20 protein-coding genes are annotated in these 26,968 nt (G+C 65.0%); 9 read left to right on the top strand and 11 right to left on the bottom strand.

The window, feature by feature from the left end:
- Position 1 precedes the first annotated feature (1 nt).
- Genes murC through mraZ form a run of 10 tightly spaced genes read right to left on the bottom strand, consistent with a single transcriptional unit; the run spans position 2 to position 13,344 of the window.
- A complete protein-coding gene (gene murC, locus Q7V20_RS01780; RefSeq protein ID WP_304786536.1) occupies positions 2–1,414 on the bottom strand; it encodes a UDP-N-acetylmuramate--L-alanine ligase in 1,413 nt (470 codons plus the stop codon).
- Entirely contained in the window at positions 1,411–2,523 is a 1,113-nt protein-coding gene (gene murG, locus Q7V20_RS01775; protein ID WP_304786534.1) for an undecaprenyldiphospho-muramoylpentapeptide beta-N-acetylglucosaminyltransferase, read from the bottom strand. The genes murC and murG overlap by 4 nt, the downstream gene beginning before the upstream one ends.
- A complete protein-coding gene (gene ftsW / locus Q7V20_RS01770; RefSeq protein WP_304786532.1) occupies positions 2,520–3,794 on the bottom strand; it encodes a putative lipid II flippase FtsW in 1,275 nt (424 codons plus the stop codon). Before ftsW ends, murG begins: the two co-directional genes overlap by 4 nt.
- Positions 3,791–5,569: a UDP-N-acetylmuramoyl-L-alanine--D-glutamate ligase gene (gene murD / locus Q7V20_RS01765; RefSeq protein WP_304786530.1), complete on the bottom strand. Its 1,779-nt coding sequence runs from the start codon at positions 5,567–5,569 to the stop codon at positions 3,791–3,793. Before murD ends, ftsW begins: the two co-directional genes overlap by 4 nt.
- Before the next feature lie 20 nt (positions 5,570–5,589).
- Positions 5,590–6,768, bottom strand: a complete 1,179-nt coding sequence (gene mraY, locus Q7V20_RS01760; protein ID WP_304786529.1) for a phospho-N-acetylmuramoyl-pentapeptide-transferase — start codon at positions 6,766–6,768, stop codon at positions 5,590–5,592.
- Entirely contained in the window at positions 6,758–9,709 is a 2,952-nt protein-coding gene (gene murF, locus Q7V20_RS01755; protein WP_304786527.1) for a bifunctional UDP-N-acetylmuramoyl-L-alanyl-D-glutamate--2,6-diaminopimelate ligase MurE/UDP-N-acetylmuramoyl-tripeptide--D-alanyl-D-alanine ligase MurF, read from the bottom strand. The genes mraY and murF overlap by 11 nt, the downstream gene beginning before the upstream one ends.
- Positions 9,709–11,589 (bottom strand): peptidoglycan D,D-transpeptidase FtsI family protein, encoded by a 1,881-nt coding sequence (locus Q7V20_RS01750; RefSeq protein ID WP_370652384.1) that lies wholly within the window; start codon positions 11,587–11,589, stop codon positions 9,709–9,711. The genes murF and Q7V20_RS01750 overlap by 1 nt, the downstream gene beginning before the upstream one ends.
- A complete protein-coding gene (gene ftsL / locus Q7V20_RS01745; RefSeq protein WP_304786525.1) occupies positions 11,586–11,876 on the bottom strand; it encodes a cell division protein FtsL in 291 nt (96 codons plus the stop codon). Before ftsL ends, Q7V20_RS01750 begins: the two co-directional genes overlap by 4 nt.
- Entirely contained in the window at positions 11,876–12,907 is a 1,032-nt protein-coding gene (gene rsmH, locus Q7V20_RS01740; RefSeq protein ID WP_304786524.1) for a 16S rRNA (cytosine(1402)-N(4))-methyltransferase RsmH, read from the bottom strand. Before rsmH ends, ftsL begins: the two co-directional genes overlap by 1 nt.
- Before the next feature lie 5 nt (positions 12,908–12,912).
- A complete protein-coding gene (gene mraZ / locus Q7V20_RS01735) occupies positions 12,913–13,344 on the bottom strand; it encodes a division/cell wall cluster transcriptional repressor MraZ (protein ID WP_230180713.1) in 432 nt (143 codons plus the stop codon).
- A gap of 318 nt (positions 13,345–13,662) precedes the next feature.
- On the opposite strand from mraZ, the gene Q7V20_RS01730 reads away from it, so the two are divergent.
- The 4 genes from Q7V20_RS01730 to Q7V20_RS01715 all read left to right on the top strand — a co-directional run bounded on the left by Q7V20_RS01730 (position 13,663) and on the right by Q7V20_RS01715 (position 19,116).
- Complete coding sequence (locus tag Q7V20_RS01730) at positions 13,663–14,364, top strand: DUF6748 domain-containing protein (RefSeq protein WP_304786522.1); 702 nt, start codon at positions 13,663–13,665, stop codon at positions 14,362–14,364.
- 218 nt (positions 14,365–14,582) lie between these two features.
- Positions 14,583–16,379, top strand: a complete 1,797-nt coding sequence (locus Q7V20_RS01725; RefSeq protein WP_304786520.1) for a lipase family protein — start codon at positions 14,583–14,585, stop codon at positions 16,377–16,379.
- A 275-nt stretch (positions 16,380–16,654) separates the two neighbouring features.
- On the top strand, positions 16,655–17,902 hold the full coding sequence (locus Q7V20_RS01720; protein WP_304786518.1) for a diguanylate cyclase: 1,248 nt from the start codon (positions 16,655–16,657) through the stop codon (positions 17,900–17,902).
- Positions 17,899–19,116: a diguanylate cyclase gene (locus tag Q7V20_RS01715; RefSeq protein WP_304786516.1), complete on the top strand. Its 1,218-nt coding sequence runs from the start codon at positions 17,899–17,901 to the stop codon at positions 19,114–19,116. Before Q7V20_RS01720 ends, Q7V20_RS01715 begins: the two co-directional genes overlap by 4 nt.
- Here the strand turns inward: Q7V20_RS01715 and Q7V20_RS01710 are convergent.
- A complete protein-coding gene (locus Q7V20_RS01710; RefSeq protein ID WP_304786514.1) occupies positions 19,097–21,391 on the bottom strand; it encodes an ATP-binding protein in 2,295 nt (764 codons plus the stop codon). The two genes, Q7V20_RS01715 and Q7V20_RS01710, sit on opposite strands and share 20 nt — an antisense overlap.
- Positions 21,392–21,571: 180 nt before the next feature.
- On the opposite strand from Q7V20_RS01710, the gene epsF reads away from it, so the two are divergent.
- The 5 genes from epsF to Q7V20_RS01685 are packed head-to-tail and all read left to right on the top strand — an operon-like array spanning position 21,572 to position 26,962.
- Complete coding sequence (gene epsF, locus Q7V20_RS01705) at positions 21,572–23,002, top strand: chain length determinant protein EpsF (protein WP_304786512.1); 1,431 nt, start codon at positions 21,572–21,574, stop codon at positions 23,000–23,002.
- Between the two features lie 9 nt (positions 23,003–23,011).
- Positions 23,012–23,944, top strand: coding sequence for a polysaccharide biosynthesis tyrosine autokinase (locus Q7V20_RS01700; RefSeq protein WP_304786510.1), 933 nt, complete (start codon positions 23,012–23,014; stop codon positions 23,942–23,944).
- Entirely contained in the window at positions 23,944–24,735 is a 792-nt protein-coding gene (locus Q7V20_RS01695) for a GDSL-type esterase/lipase family protein (protein WP_304786508.1), read from the top strand. The genes Q7V20_RS01700 and Q7V20_RS01695 overlap by 1 nt, the downstream gene beginning before the upstream one ends.
- A 12-nt stretch (positions 24,736–24,747) precedes the next feature.
- Positions 24,748–25,878: an acyltransferase gene (locus tag Q7V20_RS01690; protein ID WP_304786506.1), complete on the top strand. Its 1,131-nt coding sequence runs from the start codon at positions 24,748–24,750 to the stop codon at positions 25,876–25,878.
- Positions 25,879–25,885: 7 nt separating this feature from the next.
- On the top strand, positions 25,886–26,962 hold the full coding sequence (locus Q7V20_RS01685; RefSeq protein ID WP_304786504.1) for a glycosyltransferase: 1,077 nt from the start codon (positions 25,886–25,888) through the stop codon (positions 26,960–26,962).
- The last annotated feature ends 6 nt before the right edge of the window (positions 26,963–26,968 follow it).

Genomic DNA, 26,968 nt, shown 5'->3' with positions numbered 1-26,968 from the left:
CTCATGGTTGGACATCCTTCAACAGCTCGACAACCTTGGGCGGCACGCCACCCATGGAGCCGGCGCCCATGCAGATCACCACGTCGCCATCGCGCGTGTTGTGCGCGATGGCACTGGGCAGCTCGGCCATGTCATCCACGAAAAGGGGTTCGACCTTGCCAGCCACGCGCACGGCGCGGGTCAAGGCGCGGCCATCGGCGGCCACGATGGGTTGCTCGCCCGCGGAGTAAACCTCGGTCAGCAAGACGGCATCGGCCGTGCCCAGCACCTTCACAAAGTCTTCGAAGCAATCGCGCGTGCGGGTGTAGCGGTGCGGCTGGAAGGCCAGCACCAGGCGTTGGCCTGGGAAGGCACCGCGAGCCGCGCTGATCACAGCCGCCATCTCGACCGGGTGGTGGCCGTAGTCGTCGATCAGGGTGAAGCGGCCACCATCGGCGGCGCGCAACTCGCCATAGCGTTGGAAGCGGCGGCCCACGCCGGTGAACTCGGACAAAGCCTTGGCGATGGGCTCGTCGGGCAGCTCGATCTCGGTGGCCACGGCGATGGCGGCCAGGGCGTTGAGCACGTTGTGCACGCCGGGCAGGTTCAGGGTGACGGGCAGGTCGGGCATGACGCTGCCGTTGCGGCGCTGGACCACAAAACGCATTTGGCCACCAGGCAGGGCTTCGACATCGACCGCGCGCACTTGGGCGTCTTCACCAAAACCGTAGCTGATGACCGGGCGCGAGATCAGCGGAATGATCGAGCGCACGCCGGGATCATCCGCACACAAGATGGCCGCGCCATAAAAAGGCATGCGGTGCAGGAAATCAACGAAGGCCTGCTTCAGCTTGGCGAAGTCATGGCCGTAGGTGTCCATGTGGTCGGCGTCGATGTTGGTGACGACGGCCAGGATGGGCAGCAGGTTCAGGAAGGAGGCATCTGATTCGTCGGCCTCGACCACGATGTAGTCGCCCTTGCCCAAGGCTGAGTTGGCCCCAGCGCTGTTGAGCTTGCCGCCGATCACGAAGGTCGGATCGACCCCGGCCTCGGCCAGGATGCAGGTGACCAGCGAGGTGGTGGTGGTCTTGCCGTGCGTGCCGGCGATGGCGATGCCGCGCTTCAAGCGCATCAGCTCGGCCAGCATGACCGCGCGCGGCACCACGGGGATGCGCTTGGCGCGCGCAGCGATCACTTCGGGGTTGTCGCCCCGCACGGCGGTGGACGTGACCACGGCTTCGGCGCCCAGCACATGGTCGGCGTCGTGGCCCATGAACACCTTGATGCCCAGAGAGGCCAGGCGGCGCGAGGTGGCGCTGTCGCTCTGGTCCGAGCCGGACACGGTGTAGCCCAGGTTGTGCAGGATCTCGGCGATGCCGCTCATGCCGGCCCCGCCAACCCCAACGAAGTGGATGTGTTTGACGGCGTGCTTCATGCGGACGCCCTTTTCGAACTGGTGGTCACAAGTTTCTCGATCTCATTGGCGACGGCGGCCGCCGCGTTCGGGCGGGCCAGGGCGCGGGCCTGGGTGGCCATGGCCTGCAGGCCTTCGCGCGTCAGGGCCTGCAGGCGTTGGGCCAGCGATTCCGCCGTCAGCTCGGTTTGCGGCAGGTGCACGGCCGCGCCGTGCTCGGCCATGTAGGCGGCGTTGTCGCGTTGGTGCGAGGTGGTGGACACCACCAGCGGCACCAGGATGCTGGCCACACCCGCCGCGCACAATTCGCTGACGGTGATGGCACCGGCCCGGCACACCAGCACATCGCAGTCGGCCAGGCGCTGCGCCATGTTGTTGATGAAGGGCACGACCTCGACATCGCGCACGGTGTCGAGGCCCAAAGCCGCGTAGTCAGCCTTCACGTCGTCGAAGTTGGCCATGCCGGTCTGGTGAGTGACCTTGGGGCGCTGGCCTGCTGGGATCTTCGCCAAGGCTTGCGGCAAGACCTTGTTGAGCGTGACCGCCCCCAGGCTGCCACCGACCATCAAAACGCGCAGCGGCCCGGTGCGGCCCTGGAAGCGTTCTGCTGGCACGGCGATGGCTTCGATCTCGGCGCGCACCGGGTTGCCGGTGACGCGGGCCAGCTTGGTGCTATTGGCCGCCGGGCCGTCGAAGCCAAAAGCCACGGCATCGGCCACCGGCAGCAAAGCGCGGTTGCTCATCAGCATGGCGGCATCGGCATTGACCAGCACCAGGGGCAGGCCACGGGCCGCGGCCATCATGCCGCCGGGGAAGCACACGTAGCCACCCATGCCCAGCACGGCGGAGGCCCGGCGCTTGCCCAGGATGTTGAAGCATTCAGTGAAGGCTTTGAGCAGACGCATGCCGCCGGTCATGGTGTGCAACATACCCTTGCCGCGCAGGCCGCTGAAGGCGATGGTGTCCAGCGGGATGCCGGTGGGCGGCACCAGGCGGTTTTCCATGCCTGTGTCGGTGCCCAGCCAACTGACGGTCCAGCCACGCTCTTGCAGCTCTTTGGCCACGGCCAGGCCCGGCATGATGTGCCCGCCGGTGCCAGCCGCCATGATCACGAGGTGGTGAGCACTCATGCGCGGCCTCCTCTCATGAGTTGGCGGTTCTCGATGTCCACCCTCAATACGATGGCCAGTGCGATGCAGTTCAGCATGACACCCGAGCCGCCGTAACTCATCAGCGGCAAGGTCAGGCCCTTGGTCGGCAACACCCCCAGGTTCACGCCCATGTTGATGAAGGCCTGGCCACCCATCCACACGCCCACGCCCTGCGCCACCAGGCCTGAGAAGACCCGGTCCAGCGCGATGGCCTGGCGGCCGATGTGGAACAGGCGGCGCACCAGCCAGAAGAAGGCGCCGATGACGACGGCCACGCCAATGAAGCCCAGCTCTTCGCCGATCACGGCCAGCAGGAAGTCGGTGTGCGCCTCGGGCAGGTAGTGCAGCTTCTCCAGGCTGGAGCCCAGGCCTTCGCCAAAAATCTCACCACGCCCGAAGGCGATCAGCGAGTGGGTCAGCTGGTAGGCCTTGCCCAGCGCATTCTTTTCATCCCACGGATCCAGGTAGGCAAAGATGCGCTCACGCCGCCAAGGGCTGAGCGACACCATCAGCGCGAAGGCGCCCACCAGCACGGCCGTGATCAGGAAGAACATGCGCCCGTTGACACCGCCCAGGAACAGGATGCTCATGGCGATCACGGCGATCACCATGAAGGCGCCCATGTCGGGCTCGGCCAGCAGCAGCAAGCCCACCACGGCCACGGCCACGGCCATCGGGGCCACGGCGCGGAAGAAGCGTTCCTTCACCTCCATCTTGCGCACCATGTAGTCGGCCGCGTAAAGGGTGATGGCCAGCTTGGCCAACTCGGAGGGCTGGAAGTTCATCACGCCCAGCGGTAGCCAGCGGCGTGCACCATTGACGCCCTTGCCCACGTGCGGGATCAACACCAGCATCAGCAGCAACAAGGACAGGACGAACAACCACGGCGCCACACGCTCCCAGGTGGACAAGGGAATCTGCGTGACCACGGCGGCGACCATCAAGGACAGGACCAGGAAGAACAGGTGGCGGCTGAAGAAATAGGCGGGCGTGTACTTGGCGAACTTGGGGCTGTCTGGCAAGGCGATGGAGGCCGAATAGACCATGATCAGGCCCAGGGCCAACAGCGACAGCACCACCCACACCAGCGATTGGTCAAAGCCCATCACCTTGGAAGGTTGGGCCAGGATGTTGATGCGGTCGCGCACGGGCAAGGCACCGTGGCCCTCGCCATGCTGGCCACGCCAGCTCGACAAGCGCTCGCGCAAACCACCCAGCCAGGACATCGGATTGAAGGCGCTGACGTTCATGCGACCTCTCCCCGTTCGATGGCCAACTCGCGCACGGTGTCGATGAACACCTGGGCACGGTGGCCGTAGTTGCGGAACATGTCCAGGCTGGCACAAGCGGGGCTGAGCAACACGGCATCACCCGGCCGGGCCTGCTCGAACGCCCAGCGCGTGGCGGCTTCCAGGCTGTCGTGGCCTTGCAGGCTCAGAGCCTCACCGTTCGCGCCGCTGGCGCTTGACAGGACTTCTTGCAAGGCTGGCCCATCGCGGCCGATCAAGGCCACGGCGCGTGCATAGCGGCCCACGGGATCGACCAAAGGCGCGAAGTCCTGGCCCTTGCCATCGCCGCCCAGGATCAGCACCAGCTTGCCGGGCGACAGGTCGGAACCCAGGCCCTGCAGCGCGGCCACGGTGGCGCCCACGTTGGTGCCCTTGCTGTCGTCGATGGCGTCAATGCCTGCCACGCTGGCCACGTGCTCCACCCGGTGCGGCTCGCCACGGTACTCGCGCAAGCCATGCAGCATGGGCGCCAGCGGGCAGCCCACCGCCGTGGCCAAGGCCAGTGCCGCCAGGGCATTGGAGGCGTTGTGGCGCCCGCGGATGCGCAAGGCATCAGCCGGCATCAGGCGCTGCAGGATGATTTCTTCCTCGTCGCCCTTCTTGCGCTTGATGGTGGGATCGGCTTCCAGGGCGCGCACCAGCCAGGCCATGCCGCTTTCGGTGACCAGGCCAAAGTCGCCGGGGCGCTGTGGCGCATCAAGACCAAAGTTAACGAGATGGCGGTGCACCACCTTGGCCGGACGACCCTTGACCCCGGACTTGATGACCTCGGGCTCGGGCACCATGGCCAGCACAGCCGGGTCATCGCGGTTGATGACCATGATGGCGTGCTTGCCGTAGATGCGGGCCTTGGCGGCGGCATAGGCTTTCATCGTGCCGTGCCAGTCGAGGTGGTCCTGCGTGATGTTCAGCACCACGGCCGCGCTGGGCTCGAAGTTGCTCACGCCATCGAGCTGGAAGCTGGACAACTCCAGCACCCAGACTTCGGGCAGCACTTCGAACACCGGGGCGGACGGTGGCGGTGGGGTCAGGACGATCAGGGGTGCATCGGCATCGTCGGGGATGGCGGTGGGCGCGGGCTCTTCGCCGGGGGCGTCCAGTTCACGCTCAGGTTCCTGTTCGGCATCAGCTGCAACTTCAGGCTGCGATTCGGCCACCACGGCTTCTTCGTCGGTGGCTGGAGCGACCTCGGCAACGGGTGCTTCTATCTCGCCCAACGGCTCAGGCTCCATGTCCAGCGCCGCGCCCAAGGTGTCCAGCAAAGTCGGGCCGATGTTGCCCGCCATGCCCACGCGCTTGCCCGCCCGTTCAATCAACTGGGCGGTCAGCGAGGTCGTCGTGGTCTTGCCATTGGTGCCCGTGATGGCGATCACCTTGGGCGCGTAACCCCGATCGGCCTTCAGATCAGCCAGGGCCGAGGCGAACAGCGACAACTCGCCACGCATCGGGATGCCCAGTTCATCGGCTTTCTCCATCAAGGCGGCCACCTCGGGCGAAGTCGGGGCCAGGCCCGGGCTCTTCAGCACCAGCTTGACACCGTTCAGCAAGTCAAGCCCCAAGCCCACGTGCAAGCTCGCGCCCGGCACGTCCTGCGCCAGGGTAGCCGCCTGCGGTGGTGCCTCGCGCGTGTCGGCCACGCGCACGATCGCCCCGCAGCGAGCACTCCAGCGCGCCATGGCCAGGCCGGAGTCGCCCAGACCCAGGATCAGCACGGTGATGTCGCGGAGGTAGTGCATGTGTTTCGTGTTGGTGCGGCTCAGCGCAGCTTCAAAGAGGACAGGCCCAGCAGGCACAAGAGCATGGTGATGATCCAGAAGCGGACCACGACCTGCGTTTCTTTCCAGCCGGATTTTTCAAAGTGGTGGTGCAAGGGCGCCATCAGCAAGATGCGACGGCCCTCGCCAAATTTCTTCTTGGTGTACTTGAAGTAACCGACTTGCACCATGACGGACAGCGCCTCCAGCACAAAGACGCCGCCCATCAGGGCCAGCACGATCTCCTGGCGCACGATCACGGCGATGGTGCCCAGCGCGCCGCCCAAGGCCAGTGCGCCCACATCACCCATGAAAACCTCGGCCGGGTAGGCGTTGAACCACAAAAAGGCCAGCCCCGCCCCCGCCATCGCAGCGCAAAAAATCATCAGCTCGCCCGCCCCCGGGATGTGCGGCAGCAGCAGGTACTTGGAGAACACGGCGTTGCCGGTGACGTAGCAGAAGATGCCCATCACCGAGCCCACCATCACCACCGGCATGATGGCCAGGCCATCCAGGCCGTCGGTCAGGTTCACCGCGTTGCTGGTGCCCACGATCACGATGTAGCTCAGCACGATGAAGCCCCACACGCCCAGCGGGTAGCTCACGGTTTTGAAAAAGGGCACGATCAGGTCGGCCTTGGGCGGCAGGTCGTTCGAAAAGCCCGAACCAATCCAGCGGAAGAACAACTCCAGCACGCGCAGGTTGTTGGTCTCGGACACGCTGAAGGCCAGGTACAGCGCCGCGACCAGGCCAATGATGGACTGCCAGAAATACTTCTCGCGCGAGGGCATGCCTTCCGGGTCCTTGTGCACCACCTTGCGCCAGTCGTCGGCCCAGCCAATGGCGCCAAAGCCCGTGGTCACGATCATCACGATCCACACGAAGCGGTTGGACCAGTCGAACCAAAGCAGCGTGGACACACCGATGGCCAGCAGGATCAGCGCGCCGCCCATGGTGGGCGTGCCGCGTTTGGTCAGGTGGCTTTGCATCGCGTAGTCGCGGATGGGCTGGCCGATCTTCAGCTCGGTGAGCTTGCGGATCAGGGTGGGGCCCAGCGCCAGGCCGATCAGCAAAGCGGTCATGGCGGCCATCACCGCGCGGAAGGTCAGGTACTGGAAGACGCGCAGGAAGCCCCACTCGGGGTGCAACACTTGCAGCCATTCGGTCAGGCTAAGCAGCATGGGCGCCTCCCAACAACATGGCGACGACTTGTTCCATCTTCATGAAGCGAGACCCCTTGACCAGGACCGAAGCGGCTTCAGGCGCACCGGTCTTTGTGTTGAGCGCGGCCACGATGTCGGCGGCGCTGTGGAAATGGCGGGCGCTGGCGCCAAAGGCCTGGGCCGCGTGGGCGCACAAAGTGCCAGCGGCCCAGAACTGCTCAATGCCACGCTCGCGGGCGTAGCGCCCCACCTCTTCGTGGAAGGCCTGGCCCTGGTTGCCCACCTCGCCCATGTCGCCGAGCACCAGCCAGTGCGGGCCGGGCAAACCAGCCAGCATGTCGATGGCGGCGCGCACCGAATCCGGGTTGGCGTTGTAGCTGTCGTCGATCAGGGTGACATCGCGGCCTTGGCGCTGGATGCCATGCAACTGCGAGCGGCCTTTGACCGGCTCGAAGGCCTCCAGGCCCTTAACCACGGCGCTCAAAGGCACGCCTGCCGCCAAGGCGGAAGCGGTGGCGGCCAGCGCATTGCGCACATTGTGCGCACCCGCCATGGGCAGCTTGACATCGGCCTGGCCTGCCGGCGTGCTCAGCGCGATCACCCAATGCGGTGAGGGCTGGCTTTGCCAGGTGGCCTGGCCGGTCACCGCCGCCTGGCCTTCGGTGGCAAAGTCGAGCACGCGGCACCCGTTGGCCAGCTTGCGCCAAATCGGGGCATGCTCGTCATCGGCCGGGAAAACCGCCACGCCGCCGCGCGACAAAGCCTGCAACACCGCGCCGTTTTCACGCGCCACGGCCTCGACCGTGTGCATGAACTCCTGGTGCTCGCGCTGGGCGTTGTTGACCAGGGCCACGGTGGGGGCCGCGATGGCCGACAACTGCGCAATCTCACCCGGGTGGTTCATGCCCAACTCGACGACGGCGCAGCGGTGCTGGCCTTCGCGCAAGCGCAACAAGGTCAGCGGCACGCCAATCTCGTTGTTGTAGTTGCCTTGCGTGGACAAGGCCGCCTCGGGCAGACCTTGCTCAACCACCCAGGCCCGCAGGATCGAGGCGACCATCTGGGTGACGGTGGTCTTGCCATTGCTGCCAGTGACGGCGATCAAGGGGATGTCAAAGCGCGAACGCCAGCCCGCGGCCAGCCAGCCCAGGGCCGCGCGCGTGTCGCTGACGGTCAAACCCGGCAAGCCCGAACTGCCCAGTCCGCGCTGCACCAGGGCAGCCACCGCTCCGGCTTCGCGCGCCTGCGGCAAGAAGTCGTGCGCGTCGAAACGCTCACCACGCAGGGCCACGAACAGGTCGCCGTGTTGCAGGGTGCGGGTGTCGGTGTGGGCACGCATCAGCGGCGTGGCCGGATCACCCGTCAAGGTCGAGCCTGGCAAAAGCTGTTGGGCCAAACCAAGGGTCATCATGGGTGCACTGCCTTGAACAGGTGCGCCAAAGCGGCGCCCCAAAGCCTGAGTAGCCTGGTCGGTGTCGGAGAACGGGGTTTTGACGCCCGCCACTTCCTGGGTGGTTTCATGGCCCTTGCCCGCGATGAGCACCACGTCTTTCGGGTCGCAGCGCGAGACCGCATCGGCGATCGCTTCAGCGCGATCATCCAGCACGTCGACGTCGTCGTGGCGCGCGATGCCGGCCATGATCTGCGAGAGGATGAAGCAGGGCTTCTCGTCGCGCGGGTTGTCGCTGGTCAGCACCAGGTGGTCGGCGAACTGCTCGGCAATCGCGCCCATCAGCGGGCGCTTGATCGGGTCGCGGTTGCCGCCACAGCCGAACACGCACCACAACTGGCCACCCCGGGCCTTGGCCAAGGGCGACAAAGCGCACAGGGCTTTCTTCAAGGCATCGGGAGTGTGGGCGTAGTCCACCACCACGACGGGTTGGCCTTCTGGCGCCAACTGCGGCAAAGCCACCCGCTGCATGCGCCCGGGCACGGGCGTGAGGTTCTCGCAAGCAGCCACGGCCTGGCTCAAGGGCACACCTAAAGCGCGCAAGGCACCGATCACCGCCAGCAGGTTCGAAGCATTGAACTCGCCCACCAGGTGGGTGTGGACCTCGACGTGGTCCAGCGCGGCGTCCAGGTCGGCATCGCGCTCGACCAGGGTGAAGGCCATGCCCTCGGCGTGGTGCGTCAGGCCGGTGGCCTGCAACCGTGCCGTGTGCACCAGGCCATAGGTCCACAGGTCCAGACCGCGTGCACTCACGCCATCGGCCAGCGAGCCGCCCGCCGGGTCGTCCAGGTTGACCACGGCCGCGCGCAGGCCAGGCCAATCGAACAAGGCCCGCTTGGCTTCCCAGTAGGCGGCCATGCTGCCGTGGTAGTCCAGGTGGTCCTGAGTGAAGTTGGTGAACTGGGCCACGCTGATCCGTGTGGCGCCCAGGCGCTGCTCTTCGATGCCGATGGACGAGGCCTCGATGGCCGCGGCCTGGCAGCCTTGATCCGCAAAGTGGCGGAAGGTGGCGTGCAGGGTGACGGGGTCGGGCGTGGTCAAACCCGTGGGCACAAAGTCGCCCGCCCCAGGTTGGCCGACGCCCAAGGTACCGATGACACCACATTGGCGGCCCACGGCGCTGAGCGCCTGCGCCGTCCACCACGAGGTCGATGTTTTGCCATTGGTGCCCGTCACGGCCACCACGTCCAGCTGCGCACTGGGCTCGTGATAGAAGCCATGGGCGATCTCGGCACTGGCGGCTTTCAAGCCCTTGAACGCGGCCACACGGGCATCGCTGAACGCGAAGGCCTGAACGCCATCGGCCTCGACCAGGCAGGCGCGGGCGCCATCCTGCAAGGCTTGCGACACGAAAGCACGGCCATCGCGCGCGGCACCTGGCCAGGCGATGAAGCCCACGCCTTGATGCGCCTGCTCGGCCACCGCGCGGCTGTTCACCGTGAGCGACCGAACACCCTGCTGGCGCAGCCATGCCAGGGCATCATCGACGGACGTGAGGATCAGGCCCATCAGAAGCTTTCCTCCACGCTTTGCATGGCCGTGATGTCGGGCCGCACGTCCAGGTCGGGCATCACGCCCAGGCGGTTCAGGGTTTGCTCAACCACCTGGCTGAACACGGGCGCGGCCACGTCCCCGCCAAAGTAAACGCCATTGCCCGGCTCGTCCACCATCACCGCGACCACGATGCGCGGATGGCTGATGGGCGCGATGCCGACGAACCACGAACGGTATTTGTTGCCGGAGTAGCCCTTGCCTTCTTGCTTGTGCGCGGTGCCGGTCTTGCCGCCCACGCTGTAGCCCATGGCCTGGGCCTTGGGCGCCGTGCCGCCATTGGAGGCGGCCATGGCCAGCATCTTGCGAACCTCGCGTGCGGTCTCGGGCGAGAACACGCGCGTGCCACGAACGGGCACCAACTCCCCTGCCGGCATACCCTGACCAGGCTTGTAGTCGGTTCGCAAAGCCAGGCTTTGGGGCGTCGCAGTTTCATCGCCATCATCGCGCTTGAGAAGCGTGATCGGGATCAGCTCGCCATCGCGAGCGAACACGGTGTAGGCCTGCGCCAGCTGCAGCAAGCTGGCCGACAGGCCATAGCCATAGCTCATGGTGACCTGCTCGATGCGGCGCCAACTCTTGTAAGGCCGCAAACGCCCCGTGACCACGCCCGGGAAGCCGATCTGCGGCTTCTGACCCATGCCCACCGCGGTGTACAGCTCCCACATTTCCTTGGGCTGGAACTGCAACGCCAGCTTGGCCGTGCCGATGTTGCTGGACTTCTGGAGGACTTGCTCGACCGTCAGGTCACCATGCGGGTGCGAATCGCTGATGGTGGCGCCATCGATGGTCATGCGGCCAGCGCCCGTGCTGATCACGGTCTCGGGCTTGACGCGGTTGGTCTCCAGCGCCCACGAGATGATGAAAGGCTTCATCGTCGAGCCGGGCTCGAAGGTGTCGGTCAGGGCACGGTTGCGCAGTTGCGCGCCCGTCAGGTTGCGACGATCCGAGGGCGTGTAGCTGGGCACATTGGCCAGAGCCAGGATCTCGCCCGTCTGCGCGTCCAGCACCACCACGCTGCCGGCCTTGGCCTTCTGTGCGGCCACGGCGTCGCGGATGCGCTGGTAGGCGTAGAACTGGATCTTGGCGTCGATCGACAAACGGATCTCGCGGCCGTCGTCGGCAGGGATCAGGTCACCCACGGATTCGACCACCCGGCCCAATCGGTCCTTGATGACGTGACGCACACCATCGCGGCCGATCAACTGCTTCTGGTAGGCCAGCTCGATGCCTTCCTGGCCTTCATCCTCGATGTTGGTGAAGCCCACGATGTGCGCGGCGGCTTCACCTTCGGGATACTGGCGCTTGGTTTCCTTGATCTCGTGCACGCCCTTGATGCCGAGCGCGGCCACCTGCTGGGCCACGCTGTCATCCACCTGGCGACGCAGCCAGGCAAAGTTCTGATTGCCGCCCAGGCGTTTTTTCAGCTCGGAGGACTTCATGTTCAGCAGCTTGGCCAAGGCCTTGAACTGCGCGGGTGTAGCCTCGAAATCCTTGGGAATGACCCACAGCGAGGGCGAGGGCACGCTGGAGGCCAGCAACTCACCATTGCGGTCCAGGATGCGACCACGGTTGGCCGGCAACTCGATGCGGCGCTCGTAGCGACTGGCACCCTGCTGCAAATAGAAATCGTTGTGGATGATCTGGATCCAGGCGGCACGCCCGATCAGCACGGCAAAGCCCAGGCCGATGGCACCGATCAGAAACTTCACGCGCCAAGGCGGCGTGCGCGAGGCCAGCAAAGGGCTGGTGGCATAGCGCACCGTGGGCATGGCCGAGGCGTTCTGCCTGCGCGGCAGGCTGAACAACCGGCGGATCAGGTCGCCCACGCGGCTCATGGCGCCCCCCCCACCGGCGCAGAAGCCGACTCGTTCACGTAGTGCGTGACGGCAGGCGTGGCACTGAACATGCGCAGCTTTTCTCGGGCCAGTTTTTCAACGCGCAAAGGCGTGGCCTGCGCACGCTTGTCCAACAACAAGCGCTCACGCTCGTTTTGCAGTTCGTGCTCGCGGCTCTGGGCCCGCTCAAGCTCGACGAACAGCCGCCGCGAATCGTAGCTGGAGCGGATCAGCCAGACACAACTGCACAGCAGCATGGCCACGAGGAGCAGGTTGAGCCGCGCCATCACTTTCGCCCACCCTTGCCACGGCCTTTGCCCGCTCCAGCACCCTCGGGCTGCGCCAGCTCATGCGACCAAGGCACGTCAGAGCGCTCGGCCACGCGCAACACGGCAGAACGCGAACGCGGGTTGCCATCAACCTCGTCGTAAGACGGCTTGATGCGGCCCAGCGAATGCAGCAACTTGGCCTTGGGTGGCGCAAACGGCGCGCGGCGGTCCACCTCATCGCGGCTGTGCTTGGCGATGAAGGTCTTGACGATGCGGTCTTCCAGCGAATGAAAACTGATGACCGCCAAACGACCGCCAGGGGCCAGCATCTTCAAGGCTGCCTCCAGCGCGTCTTGCAACTCACCAAGCTCGCGGTTGACGTGAATCCGTAGAGCTTGAAAGGTGCGTGTGGCGGGGTTCTGGCCGGCTTCACGCGTTTTGACCGCACCAGCCACGACGTTGGACAACTCGGCCGTGGTTCGCACGGGCTGCCCTGCCTCGCGGCGAGCCACAAGCGCCTTTGCAATCGGGCGAGCAAACCGTTCTTCTCCATAGGTCTGTATCACCTCTGCCAGTTCATCGATGGAGGCATGGGCCAGGTAGTCGGCCACGCTCTCGCCCTGGGTGGTGTCCATGCGCATGTCCAGCGGCGCATCGAAGCGGAAGCTGAACCCGCGCTCGGGGTTGTCGATCTGCGGCGACGACACGCCGATGTCCATCAGCAAACCGTGCACAGGCCCCAAGCCCAGCTCGCTGACCACTTCGCCCCAATTGGAGAAGGCGGCATGCTCGATGCGAAAACGCGGGTCGGTGATGGCTTGCGGACCAGCGGTCGCATGGGCGATCGCCTCCGGATCGCGGTCCAGCGCCAGCAGTTTTGCTTGCGGCCCCAGGTGAGACAACAGCAGACGCGAATGGCCGCCGCGCCCGAAGGTGGCGTCCACGTACAAACCTTGCGGATGCGGGCCCACCTCCGGACCCCACAAGGCATTGACCGCCTCGGGCAGCAGGACGGTGGTGTGCTGCCAAGGTGTTTGCTCCTGGTGCATCGCGGTCAGAAAGTGAAGTCTTGCAGGGCGTCGGGCATGGCCTGGGCCATGACTTCGGCCTCGTGCGCGGCGTAGCGCTGGGCATCCCACAGTTCAAAATGGCTGCCCATGCCCAGCAACATCACTTCCTTGCTCAAACCGGCAGCGGCGCGCAATTCTGGCGAGACCAGGAAGCGCGAGGCGCCGTCGATCTCGACGTCCATCGCGTTGCCCAAAAAAATGCGCTTCCAGCCGGAGGCGGACATGGGCAAGGCGGCGACTTTGTCGCGGAAGGTTTCCCAGGCGGGGCGAGGGAACACCATCAGGCAGCCTTCAGGGTGTTTGGTCAGGGTGAGTTGGCCTTCGCACAGGGCCTGCAGGACGTCGCGGTGCCGCGCAGGCACGGCCAACCGTCCCTTCGCATCCAACGCCAACGCCGAAGCACCCTGAAAGACCAGACTCACACAAAACTCCACAAAAGTGCACTAAATCCCACTTTAACCGATCACCTCCCCTGAAACAAGGGGAGAAGTGAAAAAATCTTCAATGAAATCAAAGACTTAGGAAGTTTTTGCAAGAAGATTCTCAGAAAAAAAGTCCTTATGAAATAAGGACTTGCAGAGGGGTGTGGAAGTGATGAATGAAGAATTTCCCCGGAATGGGTGGGGTTTCCACGTCCTGACACACATTGGGGCTTGTTCAGGCGAATCGATCGTTCCTAAGATGCGCCAGCCCCTTGCCACGGGGTTGATCACCCACAAACTGAGGAATTCGCCATGTTGAACAAATTCGCTTCGTCCGCCCTGGCCTGCCTGGTGCTGAGCAGCACGGCCCTGGCTCAATCGGCCCCCATCGTCAGTCCGACACCCTTTTCCAGCCACTACATCGTGACGCGCCTGGACCTGCGCAAATGCGCTTACCCGGTGTGCGGCGGCTACTTCGTCAAGGCGGTGAACCGCGCGCTGACCCGCTGTGCCAATGGCACTTTGCAAAAGGATTGCCATGTGGCCACCCTGAATACGAGCGCCTTGCGCTGGTCGCCCGAAGACCGCGATGCCTTCGAACAATCTTTCACGCCCGGACACGCGCTGGCCGGGGGCAAGCTGGTGGCCTTGAAAAACGGCGCCACCAAGGTGGACACCCTGGTGATCAGCGAGGCCTGGGTGGGCCAGGCCTTGAGCAAGCCCTCCGGCGTGTTCTCGGCCTTGAAGAACAGCGGCATCGTCTGCATCACCACCCCTTGCCCGTCCATCCGCGAGACGGTGCTCAACTACCCCATCGGCCGCAACATCCACGGGCTGGACCTGGCCGCTTCAGGGGCCAAGCCTGATCGTGTGGATGCGGGCTTCCAGGCCTTGGGCAGCACGGGCGTGCTGGCTGTGGGGACCCACCAGACCATCACCGGACCGGCGGGCCAGGGCCAGCAATTTGTCGCCAGCGAGTTCTACCTGCCCTTCGTGCCGGCCAAAATACGCTGACCACGGCCCCGCCAGCAAGCTGGCGGGCGTTCATCCTTTGCCATGGTGTTTTCCAACCCCATGTTCAAGGGGCCCCACCCGCCTGGCGTGACTTTTTAGCGGAAAACCCTTTGCGAAACTGCTTTTCTCCTTTGTCAAACTACCTGCAAGCGATTAATCGATTGCTGATAACCGGCTTACGTTTTATTGACCGGCTTCCTAGTGACTCTGGAGAGAACATGAACTGCACCCATTCAAACATCCGGGCATTGACCCTGCCCCTGGCCGCATTGACCTTGGCGATGACGAGCGCCTATGCTGCCCCATCCGTCGGCCCCGCCGGCCTCGCTTTCTACACAGCACCCGCGTCCACCCCGAGCGGCGTCCACGGTGACCTGATTTCCTACCGCAGCACCACGGTCAAGCTGGGCGCCGACGCGCCGAGCACCAAGGCCTGGGCCGTCATGTACAAGTCGACCGACTCGCTCGGCGCCCCCAATGTCGTCACCGGCACCGTGCTGGTGCCCATCGCCCTTTGGACGGGTGGCGGCACACGCCCCACCGTTTCCTACGCCGTTGGCACACACGGCCTGGCCCAAAATTGCGCACCTTCGCTGCAAATGGTGGGTGGTACTGACTATGAAGCCGCCAACATCACCGCCGCCTTGAAGGCTGGCTACGCCGTGCTGGTGTCCGACTACCAGGGTTACACCACGGGCAGCACCCCCACCTACTTGGCCGGTGCCTCGCAAGGCAATGCCGTGCTGGACATCGTCCGCGCCGCCACCCAGATCCCGTTTGGCGGCATCAGCGCCAGCACCAAGACCGCCATTTGGGGTTACTCGCAAGGTGGCCAAAGCGCTGCCTGGGCCGCCCAACGCCACGCCGCCTATGCACCGAGCGTGAACCTGGTGGGCGTGGCCGCTGGCGGTGTGCCGGCTGATTTCCTGCGCACGGCCGACTACCTTGACGGCAGCGCAGGTGCCTCCTTCCTGTTCGGCGGCGTGATCGGCCTGGCCCAACAGTACCCCACCGCCATCCCGCTGGACACCCTGGCCAATGCTGCGGGCCAAGCCGCGATTGCCAAGGGCAAGACACAGTGCGTGTTCGAGTCCCTGTTCGAATTGATGAACGACAACCTGTCCGAGTACACCACGGGCAATCAGACGCTGGACCAGTTGACGGCCATCCCCGCCATCAACGCGACCTTGAAGGCGCAGGATCTGGGTGGTGACAAGGTCTCCGTGCCGCTGTACCAGTACCACGGCAAGGCTGACGAGTTCATCCCGATCGACCAGGCCGTGAACCTGAAGAAGGCTTACTGCAGCAAGTTCTCCAACGTCAGCTTCGACGTGTACCCCAGCGAGCACATCGTGACCCAGTTCCAGGCTGCGCCCACCGTGCTGACCTGGTTGGGCGACCGCTTCGCAGGCAAGGCTGCCACCAGCACCTGCAACACCGTGGCCGCAGATCCCCAGTCCACCGCCAATCCAGGCGGCGGCAACTTCGTGGTCACGCTGGACAAGTGGCCACTGACCGCGACCGTGGGCTTGAAGACCTTGGCGCAAACGGTGACCTTGCCAGCCACCTCGACCTTCTCGGCCAACGCCGACGTCACGGCCAAGCGCCTGACGGGTGACCTGGTGGTGCCTGACTTCAAGCAATCGCTGAAGATCCTGGGCATCGGCTCGGCCGTCGGCCTGCGGATCACGCCAGTGGGTCAGGCCACAGGCACCGTGGTCCTGGACAACCAAGGCCAGTTGAACATTGACGGCGTCGTCTATGCCAACATCACCATCACGTCGCTGTCGGGCATCTCCTTTGGCGAATGCAAGACCGTCACGCCAGTGGCCTTCCCCATCAAGTTCACGGGCCCGGTCTCCTCGCTGGGCAATGGTGGCCTGAGCTTCTCCGGCACGACGACCTTCCCGCAGATCAAGGGTTGCGGCATCTCGGCCATCCTGTCGGCCTTCATGTCCGGCCCCGGCCAGACCTACTCGTTCGCCGTGAAGCCACCTGCCCCCGTGAAGTTCTGATGATTTTTGGCTGACCCCGTTGTCGGCCCTGGGGCCCCTCCGTGATGGAGGGGCCTTTTTCATGGGCGCGCCACAAGGCGCTTCACGAGGCCAGGAGGGCAATCCTCATGGGCCGACTAGGCAAAGGCCCACCCCGCGAACAGGGGAGTAGGCTCATCGCGCCGTGCGATAGTTGGCACAGCTGAGGCCGGGCCGGCGGGCAACACAGGTTTTCAGACCGACGCTTCGCGGATCATGGAACAGTCCCATTCCATGTTTTTCATGAGCTGCACTGCATGCTGCCTCCTTCGCCCCTGCCCCCCGATGAGCCCGCCCTGCTCGAGCAGGTGGATGCGGCATTGCGCGCACCACGCCGACTGCTCGGCTTCGAGCCCGCCATCGAACGGCGTTTTCGCGATGCCAGGCGCCGTGAACAGCTCAAGGCCACGCAACTGGCCGGGGTGCTGATGAGCGCGTTCATGTGCCTGTTCTTGCTGGCGGACCATGCCATGACGCCGGACGTTTTCACCCTGGCCCTGTGGCTGCGGCTGGGATTCCTGGCCACGGTCGCCCTGCTGACCGCCCTCACCTTCAAGGTGACGGTGGGCCGCCGGGCGCCCGAATGGCAGGCCGTGGGCATCGGCCTGAGCATCGTCGGCCTGAACCTGTACCTGCTGTCCCAAAGCGATAGCCCGTTGCGGCAATTGCAATTGCTGGGCAGCGCCATGGTGATCCTCTACCTCAACGTGCTCTTGCGACCCCGGTTCCAACTGGCCGCCATGGCCACTGGTTTGATGCTGCTGGCCGTGAGCTGGACCGGTTTGTCACTGACCGAAGCCATGGGCGACCTGCGGCGGCTGCTGCCGGTGCTGGTGGCCACCGCGGCCACCGCCAGCTGCAGCCTCTACTTCCTGTACCAGCTGGAGGCCGAAGAGCGCCACAACTACCTCATGAGCCTGCGCCATCGGCTCTTGAGGACACGCCTGGCCGACCTCAACACCGAGCTGGACCAGTTGGCGCGCCTGGACCCTTTGACGCTGGTGGCCAACCGCCGACACGCCGACGAGCACCTGGGCCAGCTGTGGCAACGCGCGCAACATGGCCATGGGCATCTGGCCGTGCTGATGATCGACATTGACCACTTCAAGGCCTACAACGACCGCCACGGCCACCCGGCGGGCGATGCCTGCCTGCGCGCCGTGGCCCAGGCACTGCAGCACGACCTGCGCCGAGCCGGGGACTTGCTGGCCCGCTATGGCGGCGAAGAATTCATCGCCGTGCTGCACGGCGTGCCGCCCGATGAGGCCCTGAGGACCGCCGAGCGCATCGCCCAGGCCGTGCGTGATCTGGCCATTCCTCACGAAGACTCGCCCAAGCTGCACGTGACGATCAGCGTCGGCCTGTGCAGCGGTCAGATTGACGGTGGCGGGGTCTCGGTCCATGACTGGGTGGCCGCCGCCGACCAGGCTTTGTACGATGCCAAGCGCAATGGCCGAGACTGCGTCCGCTGCGCCAACGCGCGACAAGGCCAGGCTGCTGCATGAACAGCGCGTTGAAGCCCGCACTGGCGCACGCCTTGTCGACCCGGCGCGTCGGCCTTCGGTTTGCGCCCGCGCTGGAAAACCAGTTCAAGCAGGACCTTGGCCCACAGCGAACTCAAGCGGCCCTGGCCAGTGGCGGCTTCGGCCTGGTCCTGTACGTGTCCTTCCTTTTGGTCGATTGGCTGGTGGTGCCCGATGTGTTCGAGCTGGCGCTGACCTTGCGGCTGGCCGTGATCACCCCACTGGGCCTGTTGACCATCCACCTGGCCCACCGGCACATGGCGCGGCTGGTGGCGCTGTTCGGCCCCGCTTTCGCGGACTGGACCGCGGTCATCAGCGGATGGGCGGCGGCGGGCACCTTGTTGGCGTTGCTCCTGGCCAGCCACAGCCCCCACGCATACTTCTACCATGCGGGCCTGATGGTGGTGCTGCTGTATGCCACCCTGGTCCAGTCCACGCGCTTCGCCGTGGCGGTGGTCACGGCCACAGGCATCCTGGCCATGCATGGCGTGGCCGGGCTGTATGGCCCGCCCATGCCGACTGCCATCCTGATCCCCATGGTGGACATGGTGCTGTTTGCCGTGGGCATCAGCCTGATGGCCAACTACCTGGCGGAAAAACGCCAACGGCGCCGCTACCTGCTGGGGCTGCAAGACCAACTGATCCTGGCGGAACTGCAAACCGCCCAGGAAGAACTGCAACGGCTGTCACGCAGCGATGCGCTGACCCAGGTGGCCAACCGCCGCCACTTTGACGAGCACCTGCAGCAGGCCTGGTCGCGGGCCAGCCTGGAGGGATCGCCCCTGTCCATGCTGATGATCGACGTGGACCACTTCAAGGCCTACAACGATTTCTACGGACACCAGGCCGGCGATGCCTGCCTGAAAGCGATTGCCCAGGCCCTGAACAGCAGCACGCGGCGCCCGAACGACCTGGTGGCGCGCCTGGGCGGCGAAGAATTTGGCGTGCTGTTGCAGCAGGCCAGCGCACAGACCGCGCGACTCACCGCCGAGCGTGTGTGCGAGGCCGTGGCCGCGCTGCGCCTGCCACACGAGCGCTCCAGCACGGCCGACTGGGTGACCATCAGCGTGGGGCTGGTCACCGTGCGTGCCGAAGCCCCATCGGCCGGGCCACAAGTCATGATCTCCCGGGCCGACAAGGCTTTGTACGAGGCCAAGCGCGAAGGCCGCAACCGCGTCAAGGCCGTGGTGGCGTGACCGGCTTGGCGGCCAGCAAGCGGCGAATCGTCTGCAGCAGCTGCGGCGTGGCCACCGGCTTGACCAGGCGCTCCAGGAAACCCGCCTGCAGGGCACGCGCCAAGTCCGATTCGGCGCCATAGCCCGTCACCGCGATCAAGGGAATGTGCCGCGTGCGCTGGTCCGCCTGAAGGCGGCTGGCCAGCTCGTACCCGTCCATCGAGGGCAAGCCGATGTCCAGCATGGCCAACTCCGGCACGAACTCGTCCAGCACCGCCAAAGCGGCCAGGCCATCGTGCGCGGTGCGAACGTCGTAGCCCATGTCGCGCAAGACCATCGCGACGGTTTCGGCCGCGTCCTGGTTGTCATCGACCACCAGGATGCGCTCCTGGCCTTGCAGGGCCGGGTCCCGGACATCCTCGAGCTGGGCCCAGGCCACGATGGCATCCATGGGCAACAAGGTGATCGTGAATGTGCTGCCCAGGCCGGGCCCCTGGCTGGCCGCACTCACACGCCCGCCGTGCAACTGCACCATGGTCTTGACAATGGCCAGACCCAGCCCGAGGCCGCCAGATCCTCGGTGGATGGCCTGCTTGCCTTGGGTGAACAGGTCAAACACCTGCGGCAGCAACTCGGGCGCGATGCCATTGCCCTCGTCACGCACCGACAACGTCACGGCATCCACGCCCTGCTTCAAGCTCACCTCGATCAAGCCATCGGGCGGCGTGAACTTGGCCGCGTTGCTGAGCAGGTTGCCCACCACCTGCACCAGGCGGACCCAATCGCCCCAGACCATGACCGGCTGATCCGGCATGTCAAAACGGACGGGGCAGGCGCGCGAATCCAGCAAGGGCTTGGTCAGCTCCACCGCCTGCTCCACCACGGCCTTCATGTCCACCGGCTCGCGCCGCAGCTCGATCTTGCCCTGCGTGATGCGGGAGACGTCGAGTAGGTCGTCAACCAGGCGGACCATGTGCTTGACCTGCCGCTCGATGATGCGCCGCTCGAACTCATGGGCATGCGCATCGCGGCGCGACATGAGGTGCAGCGCCGTGACGATGGGTGACAGCGGGTTGCGCAGCTCGTGGCCCAGCATGGCCAGGAATTCGTCCTTGGCCTGGTTGGCCGTCTGCGCCTGCAGCATGGCGGACTGCACCTCGGCATGGGCCACCCGCTCGGCGGCGAGCAGGCGTTCGCGCTCGGCCTCGCTGTGGGCGCGCTGGTGGGCCGCGGCGAACAAGGCATCACCCACCTCCTGGATCTCGCTGATGTCCCCCCGGGGCACCTGCACCACTTGCCCCTGGCCCAAGGCTTGCGCGGCGTCGCGCAACTGACCCATCGGCCCATTGATGCGGCGGGCCATGGTCCAAGCGGCCATCAAGCCGATGACCACCGACAGGAGCACGCCACCGCCATAGGCGATGAGGGACTGGCTGGCGCCCATGGCCATTTCCTTGGCAGGCACGGCCACCGACACCGTCCACCCGAAATCACGCTGGTGGGTGAAGGCGGTGTAGACGTCCTCGCTTTCCAGGGTGTGCGTGGGCCCGATGCCTTCGATGCCCCCACTGGCCAACAGCACCTGCAAGGTTGCCGACGGCCCCGACCCCAGGAATTTATCGTGCGCACGGGAGCGGGCCACGCGCCTGGTCTGGGCGTCCCACACCGACACCAGCCAGTTCGGGGGCACTTGTTGGCGCTCGATCAGGGTCTTCAAGGCCTCGGGCTGCAGCACGGCCGTCAACACGAAGACCAATTGGCCATCGCGGATGACGGGCACACGCACCGGCACGCCCCAACGGCCGCCGTAGCCCTCCGTGAGGTAGCCCACCACGGGCTGCCGGTGCTCGATCAACCATTGAAAACTCCGCGGTTCGGCCGTGCGCAGATGGGCCAATGACTGGCCAGCCGGCAGTGGTTTGCCCAAGGCCATCACCGCACCGTCCGGGCGGGCCAGCATGATCTGCAGCCACTCGGGCCGCGTCTTGAGAACGTCTCGGGCCACCGCTTCGAAACCCGGGGCATCCAGGTCCCGGACCAGTCCAGGCGTCGTGGCCAGGGTTTCAAGGGCTGAAATGCTCAGGCGCAACTCGCCGCCCACCGCGATGCTCAAAGCCCGGGCCAGGTCAATGCTGGCGCGTTCGGCTTGCAGGCGTTGCTGGTTCACCAATGCCTGCAAGCCGATGCCCGATGCCACGGCAAGGGGCAGGATGGCGCCAAGGGCCAGCAGGAACAAGCGTCGCTGGAGCGGAACGCGGCGCGCCGGATCGGCCGGGGGGGTGGAAGGTGGCTTCAAGGTGTGAAAACTGTTGCACGCATGATAGTCAAATTGCCGACCAGGGCCGCCAGGCCTGCGAAATCAACCGCACCATGCTGGGGCGCCATGCAACTGAGGGGGTGGCCTGCAACACCAGGTCGGCTCTGGCACGGGCTGTGCTTCGGATCACTTGTATCGATCCACGCACAGGCTACCTGCATGTTGTCCTTCGCACAGTTTTTGTTGGTCCTCAAAGCCAGGTGGCGCCTGGTCACGGCCTTGATGCTGATCGTGGTGGCGATGGTGACCACCTGGAGCCTGTTGCTGCCCAAACAGTACACCGCCACGGTGTCGGTGCTGGTGGATGGCAAGACCGGCTCGATCGACCCGATCGCGGGCGTGGCCGTGCCCTCCAGCCTGGCTTCGGTGTTCGTGGCCACGCAGGCCGACGTCATCGCCAGTGAGCGCGTGGTCAAGCGCGCCCTGCGCATCGTCAAGACCACCGAGAACCCCGCCTTGAAAGAGCGCTGGGCCCAAGTCACCCGCGGAGAAGGTGACTTCGAGTCATGGCTGGCCGGCGTGGTCGCCAGCAAGCTGGAGGTGCGCCCGTCCCGCGAGTCGAACGTCATCAACGTGTCATTCAGCGGGCCGGACCGCCGTTTTGTGGCGGCCATGGCCAACGCGATCGTCCAGGCCTACACAGAGACCACGCTGGAGTTGCGCACGGAGCCAGCCCGGCAGTACAACAGCTTCTTCGACGAGCGTGCCCGCCTGTCCCGTGAGGCGCTTGAGAAAGCCCAGGCCAAGCTGTCGGCCTACCAACAGGAAACCGGCATCACCTCGACCGACGAACGCCTGGACATCGAGAACGCCAAGCTGTCCGAGCTGTCGACACAACTGGTCGCCCTGCAGGCCATCGCCACCGAATCCACCACCCGCCACCAGGCGGCCACCGGCAAGGGTGGTGAACGCGTCACCGAGGCCCTGAACAACCCGGTGATCGTGGGCGTGACCACCGCACTGGCGCGCGAAGAGGCCAAGCTGGACGAGATGAGCGAGCGTTTTGGTGACCAGCACCCCCAAGTGCAAGAGTTGCGCGCCAACATCCGCCAACTGAAGTCCCGGATCGACACCGAAACCCAGAAAGTGTCAGCCAGCCTGGGCATCAACAGCGAGGTCAACCAGATCCGACTGGCCGAGGTGCGCTCGGCCCTGGTTGAACAACGCCTCCGGGTGCTGCGCCTGAAGGGCCAGCGCAACGACGTGATGGTGCTGCAGCGCGAGGTGGAGAACGCGCAGCGCTCCTACGACAACGTGCTCAGCCGCGTCAGCCAGACCAGCCTGGAAAGCCAGAACAACCAGACCAATGTGTCGGTGGTGAAAGAAGCCACGCCGCCGCCCTTCCCCTCGGGGCCCCGCGTGGGGCTGAACATCGTGATGGGCTTGATCCTGGGCACGGTGCTGGGCGTGGGCGTGGCCTTGGCCCTGGAGGTGATCACCCCGCACCTGCGCAGCGAGGAGGACATCACACAGCGGCTCATGCGCCCCTTGCTGGTCGTGCTACCGGCCGCCAGCACCCAGAAGGTCTCCGAGCGGGCCAAGTCCTTCGTCAAACCCGCCAACGTCAGTCCCTGGCGCCTGCTGCGCTGAATCGATCCCATGACCACCCCCCCTCCTCAGATGAACCTGACGCTGGCCACCTCCACGCCCATCCAGCACCCCGGCGCCGACCACAACGCCGAAGACCCGAGAAATCTGGAGGACCAATCCATCGGTGAAGTGCTGCGCCGCTCCAAAAACCTGACGGAGGCTCAGGTCGAGCAGATCGTGCAGCACCAGCGCCGTCACCAGATGCGCTTCGGCGAAGCGGCCGTGGCCCTGCGCCTGGCCAGCGCAGACGAGGTGCTGTGGGCCCTCTCACAACAATTCAACTACTCGTACACCAAGGATGGCGTGGACCGATCGCCTGAGCTGATCGCCGCGCGAGACCCCTTCGGCGAGCAGGCCGAAGCGTTCCGCGATCTGCGCAGCCAGTTGCTGTCGGACGCGTTGAGCATGGAAGGCACCCGCCGCGCGCTGGCCGTGGTCAGCCCCGATCCTGGCGATGGCAAGACCTTCTTCACCGCCAACCTGGCCATCGTGCTGAGCCAACTGGGGGGTCACACCCTGCTGATCGACGCCAACCTGCGCACCCCCCGGCAGCGCGAGTTGTTCGGCATTGCCCATGGTGCCGGTCTCAGCGGCGTGCTGCTGGGGCGCGAGACCACAGTGCAGGCCATCTACAAGGCGCCCGACCTGCCCGGCCTGCATGTGCTGCCGGCCGGGACGATTCCACCCAATCCCCTGGAGTTGCTCCAGCGTCCAGGCTTCAATGTGTTGATGCAGGAGTTGCTGAACAAGTTCGACCACGTGATCGTGGACACACCCGCCGCCGCGCATGGCGCCGATGCCAAGGTGATTGCCGCCAAATGCGGCTCGGCGATCGCACTGGGCCGCAACGGCCACTCCACCATGAAATCGCTTGAGAAGCTTACCGCCAGCCTGGACAAGGGCGCCGTCAAGCTGCTGGGCATGGTGATGAACGAGCATTGATGATGCGCCCAGCCCGCTCATCAACGCCACGGAACAAGACCTTGGCCGCCCGGGCACTTTGGCCGTTGGCCCTTAGCCTGGCCGGACTCTTCCATGCCCCCTTGAATGCCGCGCCCGCCAGCATGGCATCCAGTGGGCCCACGCCCTATCCGATGCGCGCGGCCGACTGGCCTGGCCAAGGCGCCATCCGTGTGTTTGACTACATGAACCAGAACCGGGCCTACTTCTGGACGCAGCGGGAGAAGATGCAAGGCGCCGTGGTCTTCGCTGGTGACTCCTTGACCGGAGGCTGGCGTGATCTGGAACAAGCGTTCACTGGCCTGAAAGTGGCCAATCGAGGGGTCGGAGGCGACGTCAGCCGAGGCCTGTTGTTCCGCTTCCAGGAAGACGTGCTGGCCCTGCACCCCAAGGCCATCGTGCTGCTGATCGGTTCGGCCGACTTGAGCGCCCAGCAAGCCACCGCCGACACGGTGGTCAACCTGCAACTGATGCTGGACATGGCGCGCCAGCAATCGAGCAACGTGCCGGTGGTGCTGTGCACGATCCCGCCGCGCAACAACCCCCAGGCCAAGGTGCCCTTGGCCCACATCGCCGACCTGAACGACAAGCTGCGGCAGGTGGCCGCCCAACATGAGCGGGTCTACCTGTTTGATCTATTCCGTTTGCTGGCCAAGGCCGATGGCGGCCCTGACGAACGTTACTTCCACGCTGACCAGTTGCACATCAACGAGGCCGGCTACCGCGTTTGGCGGACGGCCTTGAAGCCCTTGTTCGACCATTTGAAACTCTGACGGGAACCCGCCATGCCGAACCCGATCACCACGTTCTTCACCGCAGGCCAACCCACCCTGGCGGCCCGGCTCATGGCCACGAACAACCGCCCCAGCGGCTTTGACTACATGCGCATCGTGCTGGCGTTGGGCGTGATCGCGTCTCACGCCTTCTTGCTGAGCTACGGTCCGGATGTGCAGTACGGGCGCCTGGCCAACATGGGTTTCTCGCTGACCACCCTGATTGTGCCCATGTTCTTCGCGTTGAGCGGTTTTCTGGTCGCAGGCAGCCTGGAGCGCACTCGCACGCTGGTGAGTTTCATGGGGCTGCGCGTGTTCCGGATCATGCCGGCGCTGTCGGTTGAAGTGCTGCTGTCGGCGCTGATCCTGGGCCCCCTGCTCACCACCCTGCCACTGGGCGAGTACCTGACCCACCCCGATTTCCACATGTACTTCTGGAACGTGCTGGGCCACATCCACTACGAATTGCCCGGTTTGTTCGAGACCAACCCGCTTCAGTCGGTGAATGGCCAACTGTGGACCGTGCCTTATGAACTGGCATGCTACGTCGTCCTGTGCATGCTGGCCGTTCTGGGCATCTTCAAAGATCGCATCTGGCTGCTGTGGTTCATGGTCCTGCTCCATGCCTTGCAGATCGGCAACACCATCCTGCGCCCTAACCTGGACTACCACGGTGCCGGTGGCACCACGCTCGTGATGGCCTTCATCGCCGGCCTGCTGGTCTACCGCTTCAGAGACAAGTTGGTGTGGTCAGCGCGGTGCGCCCTGGCCATGGCCGCCTTGTCGCTGCTGCTGATCACCCTGCCCAATGGCATCCGATTTGCCGCCCTGCCCATCGCCTATTTCACCGTGTACCTGGGCTTGCTCAACCCACCTCGCCAAGCGACCTTGCTCGGTGGCGACTACTCGTACGGCATCTACCTGTATGGCTACCCCATCCAGCAGATGGTGGTGGCGCTGCTGCCCCAGCATCGCGAGTGGTACATCAACATGTTGCTGGCCACGCCTTGCACGATCGCGATCGCCTACTGCTCCTGGTGGCTGATCGAGAAGCCCGTGATGGACCGCCGACAAATCCTCACCACGCTGGAAAACTGGTACCTCTCGAAGGTCGCCGGGAAAGTCAGGTCACCCAGCACGTGAGCACCCCATGAGCGCCTCCAACAGCCGACTCTTCAAAGTGTCGGTGATCATCCCCAACTACAACTACGCACAGTACGTGGGCCAGGCCATCGACAGCGCACTGGCACTGGATTGGCCGGACGTGGAAGTGATCGTGGTGGACGATGGCTCCAACGATGCCTCGCGCGAGGTGATCGCTCGCCATGCAGCCGGGCATGCGAACCGAATCCAGGTCATCCACCAGGCCAACCAGGGCCAGGTCGGTGCCTGCAACACAGGCTTTGCCGCCAGCACCGGCCAGGTCATCATCTTCCTCGATTCTGATGATTTCCTGGAACCATCGGTCATCCGCGAGGTCGCTGGCGTCTGGCGACCAGGGATCAGCAAAGTTCAGTTTCAAATGCGCTGTGTTGGTGCAGACGGACGCCCGATTGGCTCGTTCCTGCCGCAATTCCATGTGACGCCCGAACCTGGACAGATTCGTCAATGGGTGATGCACACCAGCGCCTACCCGACGCCACCAGGGTCGGGCAATGTCTATGACCGCCACTATCTGGAAAAAATCTTCCCTTTGGACCACGCGGGTGGACGCGCGAGTGACTCGTGCTGCATTGCCGCCGCACCTTACCTGGGCGATGTCATCACCATTCCCAAACCGTTGGTGTCTTACCGCATCCACGGAAAAAACGACGGGGCTTTCTCCGGACTTGATGTGCAGCGCTTTGCACGCGAAGTGACCCGGGCCACACAGCTGTTCGACTACGCCAGACGCATCGCGAAAAACGCAGGTTATGAGGTGAATCAAGAGGCCATCCGCTACAGCCTCACCTTGCTGCCTTACCGCGTGGCTTCCTACAAACTGGCCCCTCAGACGCACCCCTGGCCTCAGGACCACGCCTTGCGGATGCTGGCCGATCTGATGCGCGGTACCTTCATGCCGCAGGGTATGGGGCGCAACGGGCAGATCGCCATCGCGGCATGGACCATGCTGGTACTGACGCTGCCACAGCACATGGCCCGCAAAGTCATCCTTTGGCGATTCGCATCGGGCTCCCGGCCGCCACTGCTGATCAAGACCCTCAAAGCAGTTGGCGTGTTGCGCTAGCAGCTC

Origin of the sequence: Aquabacterium sp., assembly GCF_030652515.1 — a bacterium.
In the GTDB taxonomy this organism is placed as follows: domain Bacteria; phylum Pseudomonadota; class Gammaproteobacteria; order Burkholderiales; family Burkholderiaceae_C; genus Aquabacterium.
Note: the sequence above shows the minus strand (reverse complement) of the source record. Positions and strands in the feature narration are given on the sequence as shown.

What these genes read in the sequence shown, in the direction of transcription:
- murC (WP_304786536.1), bottom strand. Translation starts at nt 1,414, where the DNA reads ATGAAGCACGCCGTCAAACACATCCACTTCGTTGGGGTTGGCGGGGCC.
- murG (WP_304786534.1), bottom strand. Translation starts at nt 2,523, where the DNA reads ATGAGTGCTCACCACCTCGTGATCATGGCGGCTGGCACCGGCGGGCAC.
- ftsW (WP_304786532.1), bottom strand. Translation starts at nt 3,794, where the DNA reads ATGAACGTCAGCGCCTTCAATCCGATGTCCTGGCTGGGTGGTTTGCGC.
- murD (WP_304786530.1), bottom strand. Translation starts at nt 5,569, where the DNA reads ATGCACTACCTCCGCGACATCACCGTGCTGATCCTGGGTCTGGGCGAC.
- mraY (WP_304786529.1), bottom strand. Translation starts at nt 6,768, where the DNA reads ATGCTGCTTAGCCTGACCGAATGGCTGCAAGTGTTGCACCCCGAGTGG.
- murF (WP_304786527.1), bottom strand. Translation starts at nt 9,709, where the DNA reads ATGGGCCTGATCCTCACGTCCGTCGATGATGCCCTGGCATGGCTGCGC.
- Q7V20_RS01750 (WP_370652384.1), bottom strand. Translation starts at nt 11,589, where the DNA reads ATGAGCCGCGTGGGCGACCTGATCCGCCGGTTGTTCAGCCTGCCGCGC.
- ftsL (WP_304786525.1), bottom strand. Translation starts at nt 11,876, where the DNA reads ATGGCGCGGCTCAACCTGCTCCTCGTGGCCATGCTGCTGTGCAGTTGT.
- rsmH (WP_304786524.1), bottom strand. Translation starts at nt 12,907, where the DNA reads ATGCACCAGGAGCAAACACCTTGGCAGCACACCACCGTCCTGCTGCCC.
- Q7V20_RS01730 (WP_304786522.1), top strand. Translation starts at nt 13,663, where the DNA reads ATGTTGAACAAATTCGCTTCGTCCGCCCTGGCCTGCCTGGTGCTGAGC.
- Q7V20_RS01725 (WP_304786520.1), top strand. Translation starts at nt 14,583, where the DNA reads ATGAACTGCACCCATTCAAACATCCGGGCATTGACCCTGCCCCTGGCC.
- Q7V20_RS01720 (WP_304786518.1), top strand. Translation starts at nt 16,655, where the DNA reads ATGCTGCCTCCTTCGCCCCTGCCCCCCGATGAGCCCGCCCTGCTCGAG.
- Q7V20_RS01715 (WP_304786516.1), top strand. Translation starts at nt 17,899, where the DNA reads ATGAACAGCGCGTTGAAGCCCGCACTGGCGCACGCCTTGTCGACCCGG.
- epsF (WP_304786512.1), top strand. Translation starts at nt 21,572, where the DNA reads ATGTTGTCCTTCGCACAGTTTTTGTTGGTCCTCAAAGCCAGGTGGCGC.
- Q7V20_RS01700 (WP_304786510.1), top strand. Translation starts at nt 23,012, where the DNA reads ATGACCACCCCCCCTCCTCAGATGAACCTGACGCTGGCCACCTCCACG.
- Q7V20_RS01695 (WP_304786508.1), top strand. Translation starts at nt 23,944, where the DNA reads ATGATGCGCCCAGCCCGCTCATCAACGCCACGGAACAAGACCTTGGCC.
- Q7V20_RS01690 (WP_304786506.1), top strand. Translation starts at nt 24,748, where the DNA reads ATGCCGAACCCGATCACCACGTTCTTCACCGCAGGCCAACCCACCCTG.
- Q7V20_RS01685 (WP_304786504.1), top strand. Translation starts at nt 25,886, where the DNA reads ATGAGCGCCTCCAACAGCCGACTCTTCAAAGTGTCGGTGATCATCCCC.